21 protein-coding genes are annotated in these 21771 nt (G+C 63.5%); 12 read left to right on the top strand and 9 right to left on the bottom strand.

What is annotated here, in order from left to right; all coding sequences use genetic code 11:
* Positions 1 to 28: 28 nt before the first annotated feature.
* Together dph5 and NO877_RS01890 are read right to left on the bottom strand one after the other, a co-directional pair.
* Positions 29 to 838 carry a diphthine synthase gene (dph5, locus tag NO877_RS01895; protein WP_256394598.1) on the bottom strand — a complete coding sequence of 270 codons (810 nt, stop codon included), beginning with the start codon at positions 836 to 838 and terminating at the stop codon, positions 29 to 31.
* A gap of 45 nt (positions 839 to 883) precedes the next feature.
* Positions 884 to 1570, bottom strand: a complete 687-nt coding sequence (locus NO877_RS01890) for a DUF6517 family protein (protein WP_256394597.1) — start codon at positions 1568 to 1570, stop codon at positions 884 to 886.
* A gap of 182 nt (positions 1571 to 1752) precedes the next feature.
* On the opposite strand from NO877_RS01890, the gene NO877_RS01885 reads away from it, so the two are divergent.
* The 4 genes from NO877_RS01885 (at position 1753) to NO877_RS01870 (ending at position 5090) form a co-directional block, all read left to right on the top strand.
* Complete coding sequence (locus tag NO877_RS01885) at positions 1753 to 3126, top strand: geranylgeranyl reductase family protein (RefSeq protein ID WP_256394596.1); 1374 nt, start codon at positions 1753 to 1755, stop codon at positions 3124 to 3126.
* Between the two features lie 68 nt (positions 3127 to 3194).
* Positions 3195 to 4031, top strand: a complete 837-nt coding sequence (locus NO877_RS01880; protein ID WP_256394595.1) for an aldo/keto reductase — start codon at positions 3195 to 3197, stop codon at positions 4029 to 4031.
* Positions 4032 to 4142: 111 nt separating this feature from the next.
* Positions 4143 to 4853, top strand: a complete 711-nt coding sequence (locus NO877_RS01875) for a hypothetical protein (protein ID WP_256395167.1) — start codon at positions 4143 to 4145, stop codon at positions 4851 to 4853.
* Between the two features lie 45 nt (positions 4854 to 4898).
* A complete protein-coding gene (locus tag NO877_RS01870; protein ID WP_256394594.1) occupies positions 4899 to 5090 on the top strand; it encodes a DUF7333 family protein in 192 nt (63 codons plus the stop codon).
* Here the strand turns inward: NO877_RS01870 and NO877_RS01865 are convergent.
* The 3 genes from NO877_RS01865 to NO877_RS01855 form a co-directional block, all read right to left on the bottom strand.
* Positions 5087 to 6187: a DUF373 family protein gene (locus tag NO877_RS01865; RefSeq protein ID WP_256394593.1), complete on the bottom strand. Its 1101-nt coding sequence runs from the start codon at positions 6185 to 6187 to the stop codon at positions 5087 to 5089. The two genes, NO877_RS01870 and NO877_RS01865, sit on opposite strands and share 4 nt — an antisense overlap.
* Before the next feature lie 80 nt (positions 6188 to 6267).
* On the bottom strand, positions 6268 to 7179 hold the full coding sequence (locus NO877_RS01860) for a coiled-coil protein (RefSeq protein WP_256394592.1): 912 nt from the start codon (positions 7177 to 7179) through the stop codon (positions 6268 to 6270).
* Between the two features lie 281 nt (positions 7180 to 7460).
* Positions 7461 to 7667 carry a hypothetical protein gene (locus tag NO877_RS01855; RefSeq protein ID WP_256394591.1) on the bottom strand — a complete coding sequence of 69 codons (207 nt, stop codon included), beginning with the start codon at positions 7665 to 7667 and terminating at the stop codon, positions 7461 to 7463.
* Positions 7668 to 7778: 111 nt separating this feature from the next.
* On the opposite strand from NO877_RS01855, the gene NO877_RS01850 reads away from it, so the two are divergent.
* Positions 7779 to 8201 (top strand): DUF371 domain-containing protein, encoded by a 423-nt coding sequence (locus NO877_RS01850; protein WP_256394590.1) that lies wholly within the window; start codon positions 7779 to 7781, stop codon positions 8199 to 8201.
* Between the two features lie 48 nt (positions 8202 to 8249).
* Positions 8250 to 9230, top strand: a complete 981-nt coding sequence (locus NO877_RS01845; RefSeq protein ID WP_256394589.1) for an arsenic resistance protein — start codon at positions 8250 to 8252, stop codon at positions 9228 to 9230.
* Positions 9231 to 9254: 24 nt separating this feature from the next.
* On the opposite strand, the gene NO877_RS01840 is transcribed toward NO877_RS01845, so the two are convergent.
* Positions 9255 to 9701: a zinc ribbon domain-containing protein gene (locus tag NO877_RS01840; RefSeq protein ID WP_256394588.1), complete on the bottom strand. Its 447-nt coding sequence runs from the start codon at positions 9699 to 9701 to the stop codon at positions 9255 to 9257.
* 97 nt (positions 9702 to 9798) lie between these two features.
* Here NO877_RS01840 and NO877_RS01835 point away from each other — a divergent pair, with 97 nt between their 5' ends.
* Positions 9799 to 11559 carry a DNA mismatch repair protein gene (locus NO877_RS01835; protein ID WP_256394587.1) on the top strand — a complete coding sequence of 587 codons (1761 nt, stop codon included), beginning with the start codon at positions 9799 to 9801 and terminating at the stop codon, positions 11557 to 11559.
* A 15-nt stretch (positions 11560 to 11574) separates the two neighbouring features.
* On the opposite strand, the gene ileS is transcribed toward NO877_RS01835, so the two are convergent.
* Both ileS and coxB read right to left on the bottom strand, forming a co-directional pair.
* Positions 11575 to 14730 (bottom strand): isoleucine--tRNA ligase, encoded by a 3156-nt coding sequence (gene ileS / locus NO877_RS01830; protein WP_256394586.1) that lies wholly within the window; start codon positions 14728 to 14730, stop codon positions 11575 to 11577.
* Positions 14731 to 14849: 119 nt separating this feature from the next.
* On the bottom strand, positions 14850 to 15617 hold the full coding sequence (gene coxB, locus NO877_RS01825) for a cytochrome c oxidase subunit II (RefSeq protein WP_256394585.1): 768 nt from the start codon (positions 15615 to 15617) through the stop codon (positions 14850 to 14852).
* 150 nt (positions 15618 to 15767) lie between these two features.
* On the opposite strand from coxB, the gene NO877_RS01820 reads away from it, so the two are divergent.
* From NO877_RS01820 to NO877_RS01810, 3 genes are all read left to right on the top strand, one after another.
* Positions 15768 to 17168, top strand: coding sequence for a heme o synthase (locus tag NO877_RS01820; RefSeq protein WP_256395166.1), 1401 nt, complete (start codon positions 15768 to 15770; stop codon positions 17166 to 17168).
* On the top strand, positions 17165 to 17842 hold the full coding sequence (locus tag NO877_RS01815) for a DUF7546 family protein (protein WP_256394584.1): 678 nt from the start codon (positions 17165 to 17167) through the stop codon (positions 17840 to 17842). Before NO877_RS01820 ends, NO877_RS01815 begins: the two co-directional genes overlap by 4 nt.
* Before the next feature lie 94 nt (positions 17843 to 17936).
* Positions 17937 to 18173, top strand: coding sequence for a SelT/SelW/SelH family protein (locus tag NO877_RS01810; RefSeq protein WP_256394583.1), 237 nt, complete (start codon positions 17937 to 17939; stop codon positions 18171 to 18173).
* Positions 18174 to 18178: 5 nt separating this feature from the next.
* Here the strand turns inward: NO877_RS01810 and NO877_RS01805 are convergent, their stop codons facing one another.
* Complete coding sequence (locus NO877_RS01805; RefSeq protein WP_256394582.1) at positions 18179 to 19747, bottom strand: FGGY-family carbohydrate kinase; 1569 nt, start codon at positions 19745 to 19747, stop codon at positions 18179 to 18181.
* A 227-nt stretch (positions 19748 to 19974) separates the two neighbouring features.
* Between NO877_RS01805 and NO877_RS01800 the strand changes: the two genes are divergently transcribed.
* On the top strand, positions 19975 to 21045 hold the full coding sequence (locus NO877_RS01800) for a 2-hydroxyacid dehydrogenase (protein ID WP_256394581.1): 1071 nt from the start codon (positions 19975 to 19977) through the stop codon (positions 21043 to 21045).
* 41 nt (positions 21046 to 21086) lie between these two features.
* Complete coding sequence (locus NO877_RS01795) at positions 21087 to 21758, top strand: class II aldolase/adducin family protein (protein WP_256394580.1); 672 nt, start codon at positions 21087 to 21089, stop codon at positions 21756 to 21758.
* The last annotated feature ends 13 nt before the right edge of the window (positions 21759 to 21771 follow it).

The raw sequence follows: 21771 nt of genomic DNA, 5'->3' as shown, positions 1-21771 counted from the left end.
GCACTTCCCTTCACCGTCGGTGGGCTGGTCACTCGTCGATGTCGACCAGTTCGGCGGGTGCGTCGGCCAACACTGCCAGCGCGTCGGCCTCGACGTGATGGAGGTCTCCAGGAATCACCAGGAGATGAAGCGGCTCGCCGAACTCGCGGTCGGCCAACGCCGACAGACGGTCGGCCGCAACGAGCGGCTCGGGGCTCCCCGCGCGGGCGACGACGACCGCCAGGGCATCGTCGTCCCACTCGGCGGCCAGTAACTCCGCCGCGTGGCTTGCGGTCATATACGGGTCCTCCAGGTCGGGCCCGCCGCGGCGCTTGTGGTAGTCGACTTTGATATCGAGGTAGACAAGCGTGTGGAGTCCGCGCTCCTGGTTGGCCTCGATGGATTCGATCACGCTCGGCGGCACGTCTCCGGCCCCGTGGACGAACGGAAATGGGAGGGTGACGGCCTTCCCAAACCGATAGTTCTGGAGGCCGGTCAGCCCGCTGGCGGCGGTTTCGGCGGTCACACCATGGAGAACACGCGTTTCGATACCGCGGGCTTCGGCCCGGATGCGGAGATCCGAGTGGGTCGTCGAGATCATCGTATCTCCGGCGGTCAGAAAGGCGACGTCCTCGGTTTCGGCGGCCGCGAGAATCGCCTCGGGGTCCTGCTCGACACCTGCTCGATCTCTGACCTCTATGTCGATGTCGTGGGCGGCTTCGAGGTCCGCGACGGTGGCTCCGAGTAGCGTGCTGGTATAAAATTCGGCGAACACACGGTCGGCCTCACGGAGGGCATTGCGACCCTCACAGGTGATCGAGTCGGCATCATAGAGCCCGAGTCCGATGAACGTAAGCATGCGTCGACCGAACCGCTCGGCCCGAATAACAGTTGTTGAACCGCGTTAGGTCGTCTCGTTGGTCTCGGATGTAGGGCCGACGGGGTGTTCGATACCCTCCAGGAGCGCCTGGATATCCTCGCTGGCGTCGATCGACTCCGGATGGATACCGATCGCAAGCAACACGTCCTCCTGATGAGTGGTCGACAGCAGGTAGAGTCGAACGGGGATCTCCCCGTTTTCGGCACCCTCGATCTGCGGGTTTTCGGACCCCTCGGCTTCGACCACCGCCGAGAAGATCGGGACCGTTCGCTCCGCGCCGAGGATCGACAGGGTGACCTCGTCTTCCTGCTCGATCTCGCTGACGGCGAAATCGCCCTCCGTTTGTGCCAACCCCTCGTCGACGAGACGGGCAATGAGATCCGCACCGCTGAGCCGGGCCAGCGGGTTCACCGAGATTCCGGCGACAGAGGCGTCCGGGGTACTGAACAGGAACACCGAGCTCTGATCATCCGAGTCAGTATAGGCCGCGGAGTAGGTCGTCACCCGGATATCACGTTCGACCCCGCCGACTTCGATCGTCTCGTCGATGGAGAGTTCCTCCGGCCCATCGGCCTCGTACCCCAGCTGGTCGGCAGTCGTGATCACCGCCGGAGCGGCAGCCGCAGTTATTTCTCCGTCCTCACCCAGACAGCCAGCAACTCCGGTCAGCCCCACAGTCCCGATAAGCGTGAGTGCCCGTCGACGATCCATACCAGCTACAGATAGCGAGCACACAATTTTGTTTCGGTTACAGTCATGATATTTATCATATTTTCGAAGCGGTCGACAGAGGGCTGAGATACAGCGAGAAACACATCAAAGATACTGTTCGAGATGTAACTCGTTGGTCTACAGATGATGACCTTTTTTATCATCGCCAGCAAAGAGGATCTATGTCAGCCGAGTCATATGATATCGTTGTCGTCGGTGGCGGCACCGGCGGTGCGTTTGCCGCGGCAACCGCGGCGACTGCGGGTCTCGACACGGTTATTCTGGAGCGAAAGCCCGTCGAGGCCGCGGGCCACATCGCCTGTGGCGATGCAATCAAAGGAACCGCGACGTTCCCCGACGTCATCGACCTCGACTATCTGAAAGACGAGGCGTTCACGAACCAGTCGATCACCCGGGCAGTGTTCGAAAACCCCTCCAGCAACGACGACATCGAAATCGGCTTCCGCGGGCCGGGAGCCGTGTTGGACCGCAAACGCTACGGCGAGGTCATCCTCGAAGAGGCCGAACGCCTCGGAGCGGACATCCACTACGACACGGTCGTCCAGGACGTCGTCCAGGACGACGACGGCACGGTCACGGGTGTCACCGGGAAACGAACGGGCCAGTCGGTCGCCTACGACGCCAAGATCGTCATCGACGCCGCGGGCGCGCTGTCGATCCTCCAGGACAAAGGCGAGTTCGGCGACAGCTACTTCGATACCAATGTTCGGTACTCGCAGTTCTGTTCAGCCTACCGGGAGGTCATCGAGGTCGATGAGCCGGTCGACTGGGACGACGCCCTTGTCTTTAAACCCACCAAGGAGCTGGGCTATCTCTGGTATTTCCCCCGCAGCCCGACCCGGATCAACGTCGGCGTCGGCTTCCAGATGGACCAACCCGAAATGCAGATGATCTCGGCGATCGAGGAGGACGTCGAATCCCGCCCCGAACTCGTCAATCCGACCGTCGTCGACAAACTCGGTGCGGCCGTGCCGACACGTCGGCCGTACGATTCGGCGGTCGCCGACGGCTACATTGCGGTCGGCGACGCCGCGGGCCACGTCAACCCCACGACGGGCGGTGGGATTCCCGGCGCGGCCAAATCGGCCCACTGGGCGACCAAGCGGGCGATCGCGGCTATCGACGAGGGCGACGTAAGCGAGGCCGCCCTCTGGGAGTACAACCGCGACGTGATGACCGACTTCGGCAAACACTTCGCGGCGATCGACTGCTACAACATCTGGGGGACCGCCCACGAGGTAGATGAACTCACCGAGATCGTCTCGTCGGTCCCGGCCCAGCATCTCGCCGACGCGATGGCGGGCAAGGACACCGGCCCCATGCCGCTGTCACTGAAGCTCCGGACGGTCAAAGACACCTACGGCCACTGGGAGAAGCTCATCCAGTTGGTGAAGGTCCGCCGCAAGGCCTCGGCGCTGGCCGACCACTACGACCGGTATCCCACCACCCCCGAAGGGTTCCCGGCGTGGCAGTCAGTCCGCGACGACATCATGGACGAGATCTACGAGATCTCGGGTGCTGAGCCGAAATACTAGTCTCACAACCGCCTCAATCACCGGCCTATCACAACCCCTTTTCGGCAACAGCCCAAACAGTCGAGTGTATGTCTGATGACGATCCAGCAGTAGACGACTGTCCGTACAGCGGCGACATCCCGATGCTCGGCCTCGGCACCTGGGAGAACACCGATCCGGACGCCTGTGCGGCGTCGGTCGAAACGGCCCTTGAGATGGGCTACCGACACATCGACACCGCCCAAGCCTATGGCAACGAGGCGGATGTCGGCGACGGACTCGCGGCGGCCGACGTCGACCGCGAGGAGATCTTTCTGGCGACCAAGGTTTGGATCGACAATCTCGCCTACGACGACGTGATCGAGACGACCGAGGCCAGCCTCGACCGCCTCGGCGTCGACAGCGTCGACCTCATGTACGTCCACTGGCCGTCCCGCACCTACGACGCCGAGGAGACACTGGAAGCACTGAACGAACTCTACGACGACGGGAAGATCGACCGGATCGGCGTCAGCAACTTCGAGCCCGAGCAGTTCCAGGAGGCCATCGAGATCTCCGATGCGCCGATCGTCGCCAACCAGGTCGAGTGCCATCCGTTCCTGCAGCAGGAGGAGCTTCGAGAGGTCTGCGAAGCGGAGGGCGTCGAACTCGTGGCCTACTCGCCGCTGGCCCGTGGTGACGTCCTCGAAAACGAGACGCTCCAGGAGATCGCCGCCGACCACGACGCCAGCCCCGCCCAGGTGAGCCTCGCGTGGCTCCGCCAGCAGGGGATCACGGCGATCCCGAAGGCGACAAGCGAAGCCCACATCCGGGACAACTGGCAGTCGCTGTCGGTCAGCCTGAGCGACGACGAGATCGAGCGGATCGAGTCGATCGAGCAGACCGGCCGCCGTGTCGACCCCGGATTCGGCCCGTGGAACCAGTAGCGACGGATCGAAACCGCAGCCAAACGGTCGGCATCGATCAGTAGCCGAACACAAAGTTCACATTCTCCGGCCTATCAGTAGGAGTAAATGGAACGTCGATCACCAGGGCTGTTGGGCGCAGTCCGTATCGATATGCTGCGGCTCCACGAGACGTGGATGGAGGTCGTCTTCCCACGTCAACTCAACCCCGGTCACGTCCTCGGCAAGTGGAAGCCCGAAACGACCCTCCAAAAAGTAGGCTACTACCTGTGGGCGACGATCGGAATGCTGCCGGTGTTGCTCGGCTACCCCCTCCTGCTCGTCGGCTTCGGAACCCGCTACTACGCTGGCAAACTCGACAGCGCGGCGACCCGACTCGGCATCCTCGGTGCGATCCTGTTGTCGGTCGTCGTCTGGGGTGGGCTGTCGGTCGTCGCCCGCTTCCAACTGTCCTTCGAGGGGTTTATTGCCGTCCTCGCTGCCAGCGTAGTCGCCACCGTCGCCGCGGCGGCGGCGGTGTTGTTCGCCCGCATCGGCGGTCGGCTCACGAGCATTCTGCTGGCCTACCCCTCGGCGATGACCGCGCTGTTCCTGCCGCCGGTGGTCGCGGCGCTCTACTCGCCGACGCTTGGGGGGATCATCTTCCCCAACAGCGAACAGCTCGCGATCTTCATTCTCGATAACGTCCTGTTCATCGGTGGGCTCAACGAGCTCCTCCGCGAACAGTTCGCCCTCGAAGGCGTCTATTATGCGTTGATGTGGTTCGGCCTCGCGGTGCCGGTCGGCTGGGGACTGGGCGTGCTCGTCACGTTCGCCGACCTCGTTCGGCCCAAAGACGACTAATCGTCGTTTCGGAGCGTTTAGGCGTTCGGAGTTCCTGTTTCCGGTATGGAGTTCGACCGCACAACGACGATTGGACTGTTCGTTGCTGTCATCGCTATCGGAACGATCGCACTTGTCGCCGCACCGATGATGCAAGCGTCGACGGTGCTGATGATGGTGCTGCCATCGATGGTCGTCTTCGGACTCATCACCTTCGGTATCGGCCTCAAACACGGCCAGTATCAGGCGGGCCGCTAACGCTGTTGGTCGACAGCCCGCCCGACGGTCCACCGTTCGAGCAGGCTCGTCACCCGCACGCCGATTAGACTCACGAGAATCCCGATACCGATATAGACGACCAGCCGCTGGGCTGGCGTCAACACCGCCGGACCGACCGCCAGTTCGGTCTCGAAGGCGTAGCCAGTGAATCCTCGAACGACGATCCCAACCGACAGCAGCGCAAACGGGAGGTTGAGGTACGGCGTCTGGACCGTCTCGGCGGCCAACAGTTCGTCCAGGAGCCGACCCGTCCCCGCGGTGACCGCCGCCAGCGCGAGCCACGGAATACTGTAGTGGACGAAGCCGACCGCGGCGATCGGCTCCAGCTCGGTCCCGCCGGTCTCCGAGACCCCCAACGCCCCGACGAAGAGACCGATCGCCGCCAGCCCGACCGCCGCCACATAGGTCACAACCGCGACCCGGCCGGAGTACAGTAGCTCGCGGCTCCAGGACGACAGCGAGCCGATCCGTTCGTCGACCCCCAGTCCTTTATAAAGAACGGCAAGCCCGAGCAGCGCGGCCACCCCGCCGAGGGCGACCGCAGGCGAGAACCAAAACAGGAGGATGGGTATCAACAGCAGGCCGACACCGAGCGGGACGAGCACGGTGGTCCGAAGCTCCTCGTCGGCCAGAAACTGTTTGAGCAGGTAGTAGGTCGACTCGATGTCGCGGGTCTGGCGGACGATCACCCGATCGACCGCGTCGACCCGAAGCCGACTTTCGACGATCGGAACCACGCGTTCGTCGGCGGCGCTGTCGACGACGACGATCGCGTCGCTGGGATCGTAGCGCTCGACGAGGCTGTCGATCTGGGCGGCGATCGCGCGGTCGGCGGTGACCGGCGACTCGCTGCTGCCCGACAGCACTGCGACCACCGCGTCGTCGCCCTCATCGCGGAGTTCGCGGGTGACCCGCAAGGCCTCAAGCAGGCTGTTGACACCCGTTGCCTCGGGCTCGGCGAGCCCGACGTCGATCACGAGCGAGCGCACCGCTTCCCAGCCGGCGATCGGGGGCCGAACCCCCGCTTTCCGGCCGATGTCGTTGTCGCGGTCGACACAGCAGACGAGCGTCGTCACAGCCGCTCAAAGCACACCTGTCGGTAAAAATCCCGTCGGTGTCACGCTCAGTTGTCGGAAAAGGAAACTCCCAGGTCGATCTACAGAAGGCCGGTCTTCTGGAGCTTCATCAGATCCTCGGTGTCGAGGGTCTCGCCCTCTTTGAATTTCTGATAGATGTCCTCGGCTTCCTGCTTTTCTTCCTCCATCTTCTCCTGGCGCTCGTCCTTCCGCTCTTCTTCTTCCTCTTTGTCCAGCTCGCGGAGGCGCTTCTGGACGCGGACGAAGTCCTCGTGGTGGCGGTCGGCCGCTTCCTGGGCCTCGACGAACAGCTCGTGCATCTCGTCGGCCTTGTCCCGGATCTCGTCGGCCTCACGGTAGGCCTCGATCATCTGGTTGTGATGTTCCTGGGCCTTGTCGGCGAGCTCAGTCACCTTCTGGTGGTGCTGGGACGCCTCCGAGCGGACCTCTTCGGCCTCCTCGACGAGCTCGTCGAGCTCGCCGGTGTCGTCGACTTTCTCCTTCTTCTCGGCGAGTTCCTCGCGTTTGTCCTCGATCTTCTCGATGAGCTCGCGCTCGTCTTCGGTCGAGAGGACTTCGGTCTGCTGTTGGAACTCCAGGTCTTCGATCTCGGATTCGAGCTCTTCGATGGGCTTGCCATCGTCGAGTTCGAGATCCTCCTTCATCGATTCGACCTTGTTGAAGAGTTTGTTGGCCTCCGCGTTGAGCTCGTTGCGGCTCTCTTTGTGTTCCTGGACCTGCTCGTTGAGAGAGTCGCGCTCCTCGCGGTGTTCTTGGGCTTCGTCGACCTTTTCGCGGGTCTCCGCGTTGAGGTCGTCGCGCTTGGAGGCGCGCTCGGAAGCCATCTGGTTGAGTTCGTTGCGGCGGTCTCGAAGCTGACCTGCGAGTTTGATCAGTTTGCCTTTCGAGCCGTTTTCGAGCCGTTCGTCGGTGAGCTCGACGTTATCGGAGTCGTTGAGCTCTTCGATGTCGTATTCGTTTACTACACTCATAGTTGAAACCTCGGTACCATTGTTGCTCCGGACATGGCAGTGGCCTGCCACTGTGCGACCGACCGTGGATAAGAGTTCCCGATCATTCTGCGTGCGATGCCACCAGCGCCGGAGGCGTTCTGGTACCTACTCATACTGGTGGCCCCAATATAAATACTTCGGTGACAGTGACTGTGAAAAGAGGTACCATACCGCCCGAATTCGGCGCATGCGACAGCCACACATGATACACAGAAGTATATAAAGAAACGAAACGATCAGTGGCTCGGACGCATCAGGAACTACTCGTATTCCCAGTAGTAATACAGCGTGAACGCGACGAAGACGATTCCCATCGGAATGAGGATTCCGAACAGCGGACTGCCGCTAAAACCGAGCCCGAGAGCACCGAAACTGGCACCCATCACGAGTGCAATGAGGTATATCAGCACCGCTACGCTGACCGTTCTCGTGATATCATTTAAAAGAGTGTCTTCGTCCTGAGCCATGTAGTAACGACGGCATATAAAAGTGTCAATTTAAAAATTGTTTTGATCGCCGAAGGTCACCCCGAACGAGAGAATCGAGTGATCTTTTCGGCCACCGGAGTGAGATGATGTATGGAGTACACCGAGACGATTCACGCACGCGGGCACGAACACGTCCAGTCGACCCACGCCAGCACTTTCGAAGTCACCAGCGACGACTGGCTCACTCCGGCGGGCGACTGCATTCTCGCCATCGAGGCCGACCGCACTCCCGCCGATTTTTCCGACGAGTTCGTCGACGCTGCCCAGTCCCACGACGCCGAGATCACCGCCACCCTCTCGACCGACGACCACACCCACACCATCACGGGTCACGGCCACCCCGAACTCACTTTTAAAGACGACCGGAGTGCGGTGGGCCGGACGAGCGACTACGTCGACGACCGGACGATCATGGTCGGCGCGGAGGGAGCCGCCGAGAGCGTCGACCGCGAACTCGTAGCGGCCCTCGCTGATGGCGCTGATCTCACCCTCAAACTCCGCGTCGAACGATAGACATCCAAACCGGGTTCTTCAAGCGACTCGCAGGGGTTCCCCAACGAAATGGATTCCGTCGAGAAGTACCAGACCGTCTTCGTCCTGCTGGCTGTTCTCGTCGGGCTCGGAGCCGGACAGGTCGACGGCGTCCCCGCTGTTGCGGATCGACTGATCCTCCCCTTTCTGATGGTGATGCTATTTGCGTCGTTCACCGGGATTCCGCTCTCGCGGCTACGGGCCGCCTTCGGGAACCGTCGCGTGGTCGGCTCCAGTCTGGTGACCAACTTCGTCTGGAACCCGCTTTTGGCGGTCGGCCTCGGTGCGGTCTTCCTTCGGAACCAGCCCGCGCTGTGGGTCGGCCTGATCATGCTGCTGGTCACCCCCTGTACCGACTGGTATCTGATCTTTACCGACATCGCCGACGGCGACGTGCCGCTGGCGACCTCGCTTTTGCCGTACAATCTCGTGCTCCAACTCCTCCTGTTGCCGGTGTATCTCTACGCCTTCGCGGGGATGCTCGTCGACCTCCCGCTGGGCGTCCTGCTCGAAAGCGTGCTGTTGGTGCTCGTGGTGCCGCTGACCCTCGGCGGGATCGCCCGCGTTGGCATCACGCGAACGAAGGGCAAGGAGTGGTTCAGAGAGCGGTTCCTGCCCAAACTGAGCCCGGTCCAGATCGGCTTTCTGACCCTCGCTATCGGCGCGATGTTCGCCTCGCAGGGTGCGGTGATCCTGGAGAACCCTCGCCTGCTCGGCCTCATCGCGGTGCCGGTGGTTACCTTCTACGCGATCAATCTCGGTGTCGGCTTCGGCGTGGGTCGGCTGCTCTCGTTTTCCTACCGGGAGCTGGTCTGTTTCAACAACACAGTGCTGTCACGGAACTCGCCGACGGCACTGGCGATCACGGTGGTCGCGTTTCCGAACGAGCCGCTGATTCCGCTGGCGCTGGTTATCGGGCCGCTGTTGGAGCTGCCGCTGTTGGGTGTCATTTCGCAGATCCATATCGCGATCAGGGATCGAGCGTGGTGGCAGCCAGTGGCTACCGAGTAAGAGTGAGAGAGGCAGTGATCGTGCTTAGTCGCTGTCTTGGGTCTCTGTCACCTGGAGCGGCTCGGTACACCACGTACAGAAGTCGAGTTCGGGGTCGGTCGACCGGCCGCAGTGGGGACAGGAAACCCCGTTGTCGCCGTCACCATCGTCCCCAATACCCGGCGTCATCTCGGCTTCGCGCTGATCGAGGAACGCGACCAAGAGCGCATCAACGACGCTGAAGCCGAGAATCACGACCAGCGGGGTGATCACCTCGGGAGGGAAGGTCGTGATATCGTAGGGGTCGACCGTCTCCAGGTCGGGGACGTAGACCGACACCAATGCGAGAAACGAGCCCATCGAGACCAGAAACCAGAGTATCGATCGCCGCCACTTCCGGAGATAGGCGTGGCCAGCGCCACCGATACCGAGAGCCGCGCCGACGACCCCGATGATGGCCGTCAAAACCAGCCGTCGTCGTAGATTGCCCATACGGCCACTACGGCCAAGACCATGTTAAACATCGGTATTTCTGCTGACGCGGTCTATCAACAACAATCACTATACGCGCGGCTGTCGAGGCTGGCGTATGCGACTGGAAGCCTACTGGGGTGTGGGACCGAAGACCGCCGAGTTGCTCCGGGAGTCGATCGGCGAGTCGGCGGCCATCGACGCCATCGAGAGCGCGGATATCCGCACGCTAGCCGAGGCTGGCGTCCCCCGCGGTCGGGCGGTCCGAATCCTCCGTCGGGCCAACGGCACTGCGGGAATCGACGTGCTCGGAACGAGCGACACCAGGAGCGTCTACGACGACCTCCTCACGCTGGCCAGCAGCTACGCGGTCGCCGACCACGCCGCCGACCGGATCCGCGTCATGACGCCGCTGACCGACCGCGAGGCCATCGAGAGCCGACTCGACGACGTCCTGGCGGCCAAAGCCGTCTGGACCGACCTTACCGACGACGACCGCGAGCGCGTTCTCGCGGCCTTCGAGGCCTACGACGAGGCCGGTGGCACCGATCGCGCGGCCGTCGAGGCCGCCCTCGAACTCCGCGACGTTGGCCTCGGGGGATCGACCTTCGAGGCGCTTGGCGCGGTCGACGAGGCCGCACTTACTGAGGCCGCGGGCGCACTGGGCTACATCCGCGAGTCCTCGGACGGACCGCGCGTGGTCGAGGGAGCGGACGAGGAGCTCGACCGGCTCCGCGAGCAACGCGATGCGGCCCGCGAACTGAACAACGCGGCCTTCGATATCATCGACACCGTCCGCGACGGCGGGGTGCGGGATATGCAGGCTTTCCGGAGCGGCGTCGTCGACCACGTCGCCAGCGAGACCGGCATCCCGCACAACACGATCCGGTCGGCCGCCCCCGACGAGGCGGTCGACGCCGCCGACTACGTGAGCGCGACGCTCCGGGAACTTGTCGCGGATCTCGAAACCGAAGTCGAGAACCGCGAGGCAACCGTAATCGAGGAGTTACGGAGCCGGATCGAAACTGCCGAAGGCGACGTCGAAGCCGCAGTTGAGGCGGTCAGCGAGATCGCCCTCTCGCTGTCGCTCGGTAGATTCGCCGCCGAATACGACCTCCAGGAACCCACGCTAACCGACGATGGGCTGGCAGTGGTCGGCGCGCGGAACCTCTTTTTGGACGGCGAGGTCCAGCCGATCACCTACGGGGTCGGCAACCACGAGCTGGCCGACACGCCGCGAGCCGTCTCGCCGCCGACTGGCGACCGCGTGACCGTCCTCACGGGGGCGAACTCCGGCGGGAAGACCACGCTGCTCGAAACGTTGAGTCAGGTCGCCCTGCTGACGGCAATGGGGCTGCCGGTCCCCGCCGACCAGGCCGCCGTCGGCACCTTCGAGACGATCGTCTTCCACCGCCGACACGCCTCGTTCAACGCTGGCGTGCTCGAATCGACGCTGAAATCCATCGTCCCGCCGCTGACCACGGAGGGGAAAGCGCTAATGTTAGTCGACGAGTTCGAGGCCATTACCGAGCCGGGGCGGGCCGCCGACCTCTTAAACGGGCTCGTCTCGCTGACCGTCGACCAGTCGGCGCTGGGCGTCTACGTCACCCATCTCGCCGACGACCTGAGCCCCCTACCCGAGACCGCCCGGATCGACGGCATCTTCGCCGAGGGGCTGACGCCCGATCTCGAACTCCGGGTCGACTACCAGCCGCGCTTCGGGACAGTTGGCAAATCGACGCCGGAGTTCATCGTCTCGCGGCTGGTGGCGAACGCCAACGACCGTGCCGAGCGGGCTGGTTTCGAGTCGTTGGCGGCAGCTGTGGGTGAGGAAGCGGTTCAGCGAACGCTGTCGGATGCGCAGTGGGATGAAACATAAAACTGAAGCCGATTTTTAAGCGGTCTGCTCGGCGACAACTGCAACACCGATCGTCACGTCGACGCCCTCGATCTCCCAGTCTTCGATCAAATCGCCCGCGGCGGCGGGTTCGTCGACGAACTCGGCGGCCCGAACCTCCTCGGCGATCAGTTCGCGGTGCTCATCGACGAACTCCTCGATGCGCTTGTCGTCGATGCTGAGGCCGACCTGGATCTCGCTTTCGACATCCAGATCGAGGTCCTTGCGCATCTCCTGGACCCGCCGGATCACATCACGGGCGTACCCCTCGGATTCGAGGTCCTCGGTCAGCGTGGTATCGACGTACACCGTCCCGCCGTCGAACTCGGTCCCGGTGACGTGCTCCGGCGGCTCGCTGCGGTATTCGACCATGCTTTCTTCGAGGTCCACGGTATCGCCGTCGACCTCGATGCCAGCCTCGACCGCGGCGCGTGCGGCTCCCTCGACGGCCGACATCACTTTCTGGGCATCTGCGCCAAAGGCGGGACCGATCTCGCCCATCTGCGGCTCGGCGAACTCTTCGAGTTCGTCGAACTCGTCGACAACCTCGATCTTGCGGGCATTGACACGCTCACCCAAGAGGTCCGAGAGGTTCTCGACCGCACTGGCCACGTCTTCATCGTCGGTCTCGACAACGATGCGCGAGACGGGCCACCGGAGTTTGCGGCCGCCGCGCTGGCGGGCGTTGGCGGCGGCCTCCTCGACATCCCGGAGGACGGCCATGTCGTCTTCAAGCTCGGGGTCGTGGAGTTCCTCGTCGACTTCGGGCCACTCCAGGGCGTGAACCGTCGTTTCGCTGCCATCGAGAATCTGGTACATCCGTTCGGACATGTACGGCGTGAACGGAGCCAAGAGGCGGATGACCTCGTTTTGGACTGTCGCAAGCGTCGCGTAGGCCCCGAGTTTCGACGGCGAGTCGCCGTCGTCCCACATCCGCTCGCGGGTCGCCTTGACATAAAAGCGCGAGACGTCCTCGGTGACGAAGTCGAGCACCGTGTTCAGGGCGTCATCGACGCGATAGTCGTCCCACGCCTCGGTGGCTTCCTGCTTGACATCCTGCAATCGCGAGAGCACCCACTCGTCGACGACGGTGAGTTCGCCCTCACTCAGGTCCGGCTCGGCGGGATCGTAGCCGTCGAGATCCATGTACGTCAGTGGGAAGCGGAAGACGTTCCAGAGGATATTCAGGCGGCCGACCATGCTGCCGAGGCCGTCCCAGTCAAAGGAAAGATCGACGCCCTGCTGGTCGTGGCTCAACAAGTAGGCTCGCAGTGGGTCGCGGCCAGCGCGCTCGATCGCTTCTTCGGGTGTCACGATGTTACCAACCGACTTGGACATCTTGCGGCCGTGTTTGTCGTTGGCGAAGCCGTGCATCAGGACCTCCTTGTAGGGGCTCTCGCCGAAGGCCGCGGTTCCCATGCCAAGTTGGGACCAGAACCAGCCGCGGGTCTGGTCGTGGGCCTCGATGATGAGGTCGGCGGGCCACAGCTCTTCGAATTCCTGGGTTTGGCCGGGGTAGCCGATCGTCCCCCAGGTCGCCACCGAGGAGTCGAGCCAGACGTCGAAGACGTCCTGGATCCGGCGGTAGGTGGTACCTCCTTCGGTGATCGTGATGTCGTCGACGGTCGGCCGATGGAGATCAATCTCCTCGGGGTCGATCTCCTGGTCGGCCCGCTCGGCCAACTCCTCGCGGGTGCCGATGACGATCATCTCCTCGTCGAGGGTACCCTCGCTACTTTCCGCGTCTTCAGGAATCCAGATCGGGATCGGGATTCCCCAGTAGCGCTGCCGCGAGACGTTCCAGTCGGGGGCGTTCTCGATGAAGTCCCTGAAGCGGTTGTCGCGGGCCCACTGCGGATGCCACTCGGCCTCGGTGATGTTGTCCAGGAGTTCGTCTTTGATATCGGTGATCGAGATGAACCACTGGTCGGTCGTTAGCTGAATGATGTCGGTGTCGCAGCGCCAACAGTGGCCGTAGGAGTGCTCGTAGGTCTCGCTCGCAAGGAGCGCGCCGTGAGAGTCGAGATCAGCTTTGATCTCGTCGTTAGCGTCGCGGACGAACTGGCCTGCGTACTTGCCGCCAGCCTCGGTAAAGGTGCCGTCGCCAGCGACCGGACAGAAGATGTCGAGTCCCAACTCTTGGCCGCGATGGAAGTCCTCCTCACCGTGGCCGGGTGCGGAGTGGACCAGTCCGGTGCGGTCGGCCTCGACGAAGTCGGCAGTGTAGACTTCGCCCGCGCCCTCGAAGCTCGGGTAGTCAGGCACTTCCTCGCTGAGTGGGTGGTCGTAGCTCCAGCCGACGAGTTCGGAGCCATCGAGTTCGGCTTCGACCTCGTAGTCGTCGTACCGGCCCCGCCCCAGCACGTCGTCGACACACTCGCTTGCGATATAGAGGACGGCCTCGTCGCCGCCCTTGGTGGCTCGGACCTTGTTGTAGGTCAGCTCCTCGCCGACGCCGACGAAGGTGTTGGCGGGGATCGTCCACGGCGTCGTCGTCCAGATGACGAGGCTCCCCTCGCGGTCGCTGAGGGGGAATTTCACGTAGATCGAGGGGTCTTCGACCTGATCGTACTCGACCTCGTTGTTGGCGATTCCGGTCTCACACCGTGGACACTGGGAGATCGAGCGTTTACCCTGTTCGACCAGGCCGCGTTCGGCGACCTGTTTAAAGCCGTGCCAGGCGGCCTCCATGTACTCGGGCGAGACCGTCTCGTAGGGGTTGTCCCAGTCGAACCACGCGCCGATCGACTGGAAGTCCTCGTCCATCGCCTCGCGGTTCGTCTGGGCGAACTCCATGCACTCCTGGATGAACGCCTCCATCCCGTAGTCCTCGATGTCCTGTTTGTTCTCAAAGCCGAGTTCCTCCTCGACTTTGACCTCGATCGGCAGACCGTGCATATCGTACCCCGGCCGGTCGGTTACCTGATGGCCGGTCATCCGCTTGTGGCGGATGACGGCGTCCTTCAGCGTCTTGTTCCAGGCGGTGCCGAGATGCATCTGGCCGGAGGTATAGGGCGGCCCGTCGACGAAAAAGAAGGTGGGGTCGTCGGCGTGTGCCTCCTTGGTCGCCTCGTAGGCGTCGTGCTCGTCCCAGTAGGCCTCGACCGCCTGCTCTACGTCGGCGGGCGAGTACTGGTCGGTGACATCATCCATACTCGAACGGTGTTTTCGGGTGTATATCAAAACGGTGGTCCTGCGGCGACCGACGGCAGGTCAGCAGTCGCTGGTCGACTGGACGGGAAAGTCGATAGAAAAGGGGTGGAGTATCGGCGTTAGGCGCTCGCGTTCGCGGTTTCGTTGCCAGCCTCGCCGCCGGATTCGGACTCGGTCTGCTCGGCGATCCACTGGTCGTACTCGGCCTGGTCGACGACCTCAACGGTGAAGTACATATTCGAGTGGGCGAGACCACAGTACTCCGCACAGTAGCCCTGATAGGTGCCCTCTTCGAGGTCGCTGGTCTTGAGGTACTGGGTCTCCTCGGGGATCGCATCCATCTTCAGCCCGAGGTCGGGGACGTGGAAGGCGTGGATCACGTCCCGCGATCCCACGCCGATGTAGACGTCTTGTCCTTCAGGGAGGTAGATCGTTGGCCCCTCACCACTGCTCTCCATGCTGATATCGTGCTCGGGGTAGGTCATATTCCAGCCCCACTGGTAGGCTTCGGCTTGGATGAGCACGTCACTGTCGTCGGGGGCGACTTCCTCGTCGGCAGCACCGAAGGTCACGTTCGGATCGGCCATCACGCCGTAGGAGGCGACGCCGACGAAAAGCAGAATAAAGGCGGTGGCGACCGTCCAGGTGATTTCGAGGCGTCGGTTCTCCTTGGTGGGCTTCGGCTCGTCGTTGTCCTTGAACCGGAGGACAGCGTAGATGAGGATGATCTCGACCAACAGCGTGATCGGCAGGGCGATATACAACAGTTTGTCGTTGAGCTCGTTGATGAGATCGGCCGAGGTCGACTGCGCGGCAACCGGATCGGCCAGAAGGACCAAAACGGCCGCCGACAGCAGCGAAGCGAGTGTGAAACGCTTGGCGTTCATGCTGCTTCGAAACTAGCATGGCTGGCCTAAATACCTACTGACTTGCCCGACCTACCGACCGCCAGCCACCGGCTCAGCAGAAAGCGACCACTGGGGAGGACAGCCGAAACGGGGCTCCTATATACGGCGATACCCAAGACGGAGGTAGTGATTTCGAGTCTCCGATCACCGGATCGGTTCCCGGGCCTGCTGGCGGCGACAACGATGGGTGTCTATCTCCTGCTCATCATCGGTGTGGCGACCGCGCTCACCGACGCCGCAGCGGCCTGCACAGCGTGGCCAGCCTGCGGCAGTGGCTGGTCGCTTCCGGCCAGCCTCGACGGCTGGGTCGCCTTCGGCCACCGGATCGCCGCCGTGCTGGTCGGCTTCGGCGTGCTGGCGACGACGATCATGGCGTGGCGAACCGACACCAGCCGACGCGTCCGGGCGGCGCTCTCCCTCGCACTGCTTTTGTTCCCCGCCCAGGCCGGACTCGGCGCGCTCGTTGCGACGACCGGCGGCACCCAAACGATCTCGATTCTCCACCTCGCCGCCGGGGTGACGATCTTCGGCGGGCTGCTGGCGGCGCTGGCGTGGTGGCTGGAGGCCGAAACCGGCGACCCCGAGGACGTCCCAGAGACCGGCCCTGAGATGGCCGAGCCGCTCGATCCGACCGATCGACCGCCGGTACCAACTGACCCGACCGCCCGCGCCAAAGCCACGCTCTTTGCGTACTTCCGACTCATGAAACCGCGGCTGATGTGGCTGCTGTGTCTCGTTGCGGCTGCGGCAATGGCACTGGCGGGCGGCCCCGGATTGACACCCTATACGGCCGCCGCCACGCTGATCGCCGGGTCGCTGTCGATCGGGGCATCAGGAACGTTCAACCACGTCCTGGAGCGCGATGTCGACCGCCGGATGGCTCGCACCAACGACCGGCCGCTGGCGACCGACCTCGTGCCCGTCCCCAACGCCGTGGCCTTCGGCCTGCTGCTGACCGCCGTCTCGGTCGGCCTCTTTTGGACGATTAACTGGCTCGCGGCGGCCCTCGGCCTCATCGCGATCGTCTTCTACAGCGTCGTCTACACGCTGATCCTCAAACCGAACACGGTCCAAAACACCGTCATCGGCGGTGCGGCCGGAGCACTGCCTGCCCTCATCGGCTGGGCAGCAGTCACCGGCGAGATCGGCCTCGGTGGGGTGCTGTTGGCGACGCTGATCTTCCTGTGGACACCGGCCCACTTCTACAACCTCGCGTTGGCCTACAAGGACGACTACGCCCGCGGCGGGTTCCCGATGATGCCGGTCGTTCGCGGCGAGACAACGACCCGTCGGCACATCGTCTGGTATCTCGGGGCAACCTTGATCGCGGGCGCGGCGCTGGCGGCCTCCGAAACCCTCGGCTGGCTCTATGTCCTCACGGGTGTCGTCTTCGGTGGGGTCTTCCTGTGGATGGTGGTCCAACTCCACTACGAGCAGACGAAAGCCGCCGCCCTCCGGTCGTTCCACGCCTCGAACGCCTACCTCGGCTTCGTGCTGCTGGCGATCGTCGTCGAAGGCCTCGCGCTATGAGCGAACAAGGAACTGGCCTCGCGATTCCGGTGCCGACCGGCAGGCGGCTCTACTGGGGCCTATTTATCAATAGCCAGCTGTTCGCACTCGCGCTCTATGTGCTCCTATCGCCCGCCGGTCTCGGATCGGCCCGGCTGGTCGGCTACGGCCTGATCTGGATCAACGTCTCGGCGTGGGTCGTGGCCAACAGCCAGGCCGACCCCTCGACACCGGCGGTTCGACGGCGCGGAAAACTGATCGCCGCGGGCTACTTCGGGCTGCTGTTGTTCGCCGGTGGCGTCGTGGGTGCCGGAATCGGCGATGCCGCGACCGGCTTTCGGATCGCGTGGCTCCCGTTCGGCTTCGGCCCGGCGGCGCTCTACAGCGGCGCGCTGGTGACGATCAACCTGATCCCGATCTACCTGCTCGGCTACGGCGCACTAGCGTATCTCGTCTATGTGACGGTGGTCGACACCGCTGGCTCGGCGGCTGCCGGACTCATCGGACTGTTTTCCTGTGTCTCCTGTTCGTGGCCGATCGTCGCTTCGCTCGCCTCGGCGGTCACCGGGGGCAGTTCGATTCTCGTCGCCTCGGCGCTGCAGATCTCCTATGGCCTCTCGACGGCCGTCTTCGTCCTCACGGCGGCGCTGCTGTACTGGCGACCGACGTGGCAGCACCGGCTCATCGGACGGTAGCTGGCTTGGCGGCTGATAGCTGACTTTGGTGGTCGGTGGCCTGCTCGGCGTCGCGGTAGCCACCCTTTTCGGCTGCTGGCCCGACTAGTAGCCTATGACCACCGTCGAAATCGAGTACTGCGTTCCCTGTGGAATGTTGGATCGAGCGCTGACCGTCCAGGAGGCGATTCTCAGACAGTTCGCCGACCGGCTGGACCGGGCGTCGCTCGTCATGGGCGACCACGGGATCTTCGTCGTGCGCGTCGACGGCGAGACCGTCTTCGACAAGGAGGAAGACGGCTTCGACGTCGACGAAATCGTCCGGCGCGTCAGGCCATACGTCGGCGAGTAGCGCGATCAGTCGTCGGCCTCCTCGGTGACCGACGAGGGCTGCTCGCTGGCCGCCGAGGCACGCATCGCTTCGAGGTCGTCGACCGCCTCGGCGCGGTGGGACCAGACGTCGAACGTCGCCTCGTAGGCCTCTTTATAAACGTCGTACCAGCGGTCGTACTGTTGGGCCTTCTCGGGGCGGGGCTCGAAGGAACGCTCGACGGACGACGTTCGGTCGACCGCCGACTGGAGGTCCTCGTAGACGCCGACGCCGATTCCGGCGAGGATCGCCGCTCCTTGGGCACCGAACTCGCTGCCGTTCGGGACCGCAATCGAGGCGTCGAGGGCGTCGGCGAACATCTGACACCAGAAGTCGGAGTTCGCCCCGCCGCCGCTCAGGAAGATCTCGTCGGTGTCGTACGGGAGATGTTCGTAACAGTCCCGCATCGCCAGCGAGATCCCCTCATAGACCGCGCGGACGAGATGGGCTTGGGTGTGTTCCTGGCTCAAACCCATGAACTGCGCGCGGGCGTTGGGGTCCGAAAACGGCGCGCGCTCGCCCGCCGAACTCAGGAAGGGGTGGTAGATGATACCGTCGGAGCCGACGGGGATCTCGCCGACGGCCATCTCGACGAGATCGAACTGCGAGAAGGCCATGATCTCTTCGAGCGCCCAATCGAGGTTCGGCGTGCCGGTCATCGAGGCCATAAAGCGTGCCCACAGCCCCTCGACGCCGAGGGCGGCGGTGATGCCAACCGGCGTCGATCCCTTGTAGGGCTCGTCCAGGATCGTCTGGTTCAGCGAGGTCGTCCCGACCACCGATGAGCCGTCGCCAGCCGCCGACGCCCCGCTGCCGATGCCGGAGGCGGGCACGTCGAACATCCCGGAGACGACCGGGGTACCCTCGGGGATACCCGTCCGCTCGGCAGCGGTGTCGGTAACCTCGCCGATTATCTCGTCGCCGTTTGTGATCGGGGGAAGCGCGTCGGCGACTGATTCGAGCCCGGCGAGTTCGAGCACCCGGTCTTCGTACTCGACGGTCTCGATGTCGAGATACGGCAGCGACATATCCGAGGGGTCCGAGACGATCTCGTCGGTGAGCTTGTACTTCAGCCAGTCTTTACACCAAAAAACCGTCCCGATCTGTGCGAACGTCTCGGGTTCGTGATCCTTGAGCCACTGGAGGATCGTGAGGCTCGACCCCGGAAACAGTCCACCGCCACAGATGTCGTAAATCTCCTGGCTGATCCCCTGGTCGGCCCACTCGCTGACGATGCTGTTGGCGCGGCTGTCGGACCACAAGATTGCCGGGCGGATCGGCTCGTTGTCCTCGTCGAGTAGCCAGCAGCCGTCGCCCTGTGCGGTCACCCCGACGCTGAGGATCTCGTCGTCGCTATCGAGTTGGTCGACGACCTCCTGGAGCACCTCGGCGGTCGTCTCCCAGGTCGCCGCCATCGACTGTTCGGCATACCCCGGCTCGGGGCTGTCGACGGCGTTATCGAGGCTGTGATGATGGAGTTCCTCGCCATCGAGCGAGAAGGCCACTGCTTTGATCACGGTCGTGCCAGCGTCGACGCCGATAAGCACTTGTGACATAAAAAATAGTTATAATTAAAGGCGAATAATACTTTTTCACAAATACTGGCATATCTACCCTACATATCAAACAACCACCAAATGAAGGTCAGAACGTGTACGACACGGCGATTCCTCCGAACACAGTGTTCGATTGTTGGGAGCTACCACCACATATATAACGGTTGTTAACCTCAGACCCGCTGTGGAGCGTTCGGTCCCAGCGAACGTCCGGCTACACCCACCTCATGAACGCACTCATCACAGCGAACTTCGATCCAGCAGTCGTAGCGACCCTCCGAGACGAACTCGGCTTCGATGTCGAGTACGCCCCGATCAGCGAGCGCGATGGGCGGCTTCCTGACGACGAGTTTCGACAGCGGCTCGACGGCGTCGAAGTCCTTATCGTCGGCTATGAGGGCGTCTCCGAATCGGTTCTCGCCGACGCCGACGATCTCGAAATTATCGCCTGCCCGCGCGGCGGGCCGGATGCAAACGTCGACATCGAGGCCGCCACCGACCACGGGATTCCGGTGCTCTATACGCCCGGCCGCAACGCGGTCAGCGTCGGGGACTTCACGTGGGGACAGATCCTCAGCCTCTGCCGCAACATCGCCCACTCCCACCACCTGCTGCACACCGGCACCTACACCGGCGAGCCGCAGGCCGACGCGGCGGGCGGCGGGAGCCGCGAGGACGTGACGTGGGGGATGGGCACCGATTCGCCCTACACACAGCTCAAAGGAACCGAACTCGCGGGCAAGACGGTCGGCCTCGTCGGGATGGGTGCGGTCGCCCGCGAGGTCGCTACACGCGCCCAGGGGTTCGAAGTCGACCTGCTGAGTTTCGACCCCTACATCGATGCCGAAACGATGGCCGACTACGGGGCCCAGAAGGTCGACCTCGACGAGCTGCTCGATGAAAGCGATATCGTCTCGGTTCACGTCCCGGTCACCGATAGCACCCGTGGGCTGCTCGGCCCCGCGGAGTTCGAGCGGATGAAAGACGACGCGTTCTTTATAAACAATGCGCGTGGTGCGATCATCGACCAGGAGGCCCTCGTTGCGCAGCTCCAGAGCGGTGGACTCGGCGGGGCGGCCCTCGACGTGTACGATCAGGAACCGATTCCGGACGATCACCCCCTACTCGAACTCGATAACGTCGTCACGACGCCCCACCTCGGCGGGGCGACCGAGGAGGTCATCAGCCGACACTCCGCGATGATTCGCGACGATCTGGAGGCGCTCTTCGAGGGCGAGGAGCCCCAGCACGTCGCCAACGAAGCCGTGCTGTCGTCGTTTTCGCCGCCCGAGCAGTAAGCACAGCCACAGCTCGCAACCCCACACAACAACACAGACCAATGACGATCCCAGATTCCATCGACACCGACGAACTGACCACGAAACGCCAGACGATCGCCGACACCGGCCGGGATATGCTCGACCAAGGGCTCACGAAGGGCACCGGCGGCAACGTCAGCGGCCGCGTTGGCGACGAGTACGCCGTCATCAGCCCCTCCGGAATGGCCTACGAGGAGATCGGTGGCGCGGACGTGCCGCTTGTCGACTTCGAAGCCGAGACACTCGACGGCGAGTTCGAGCCTTCCGCCGAAACCCCGATGCACACGATGGTCTACCGCCAGCGCGACGACGTCGGCGGGATCGTCCACAACCACTCGCCGTACGCCAGCACCTTCGCCAGCCTCGGCGAGCCGATCGGTCCCTCACACTACCTGATCGCCTTCGCTGGCGATCAGGTCCCGGTCGCCCCCTACGAGACCTATGGGACCCCCGAGTTGGGGAAAATCGCCGCCGACACCCTCGGCGACGAGTACAACGCCTGCCTGCTCGAAAACCACGGCGTGCTTGCGGTCGGCGACGATATCGGCTCGGCGTTCGAGACCGCGCTGATGGTCGAATACTGCGCACGGATCCACTACCAGGCGCTGTCGATCGGCGAGCCGAACCTGCTGCCGGACGATGAAATAGAACGGTTAACCGAGTCGTTCGCCGGCTACGGCCAGCAGCACTGAGCTGCGGAGGCCG

Origin of the sequence: Halohasta litorea (genome assembly GCF_024494645.1) — an archaeon.
Classification (GTDB): Archaea; Halobacteriota; Halobacteria; order Halobacteriales; family Haloferacaceae; genus Halohasta; species Halohasta litorea.
Note: the sequence above shows the minus strand (reverse complement) of the source record. Positions and strands in the feature narration are given on the sequence as shown.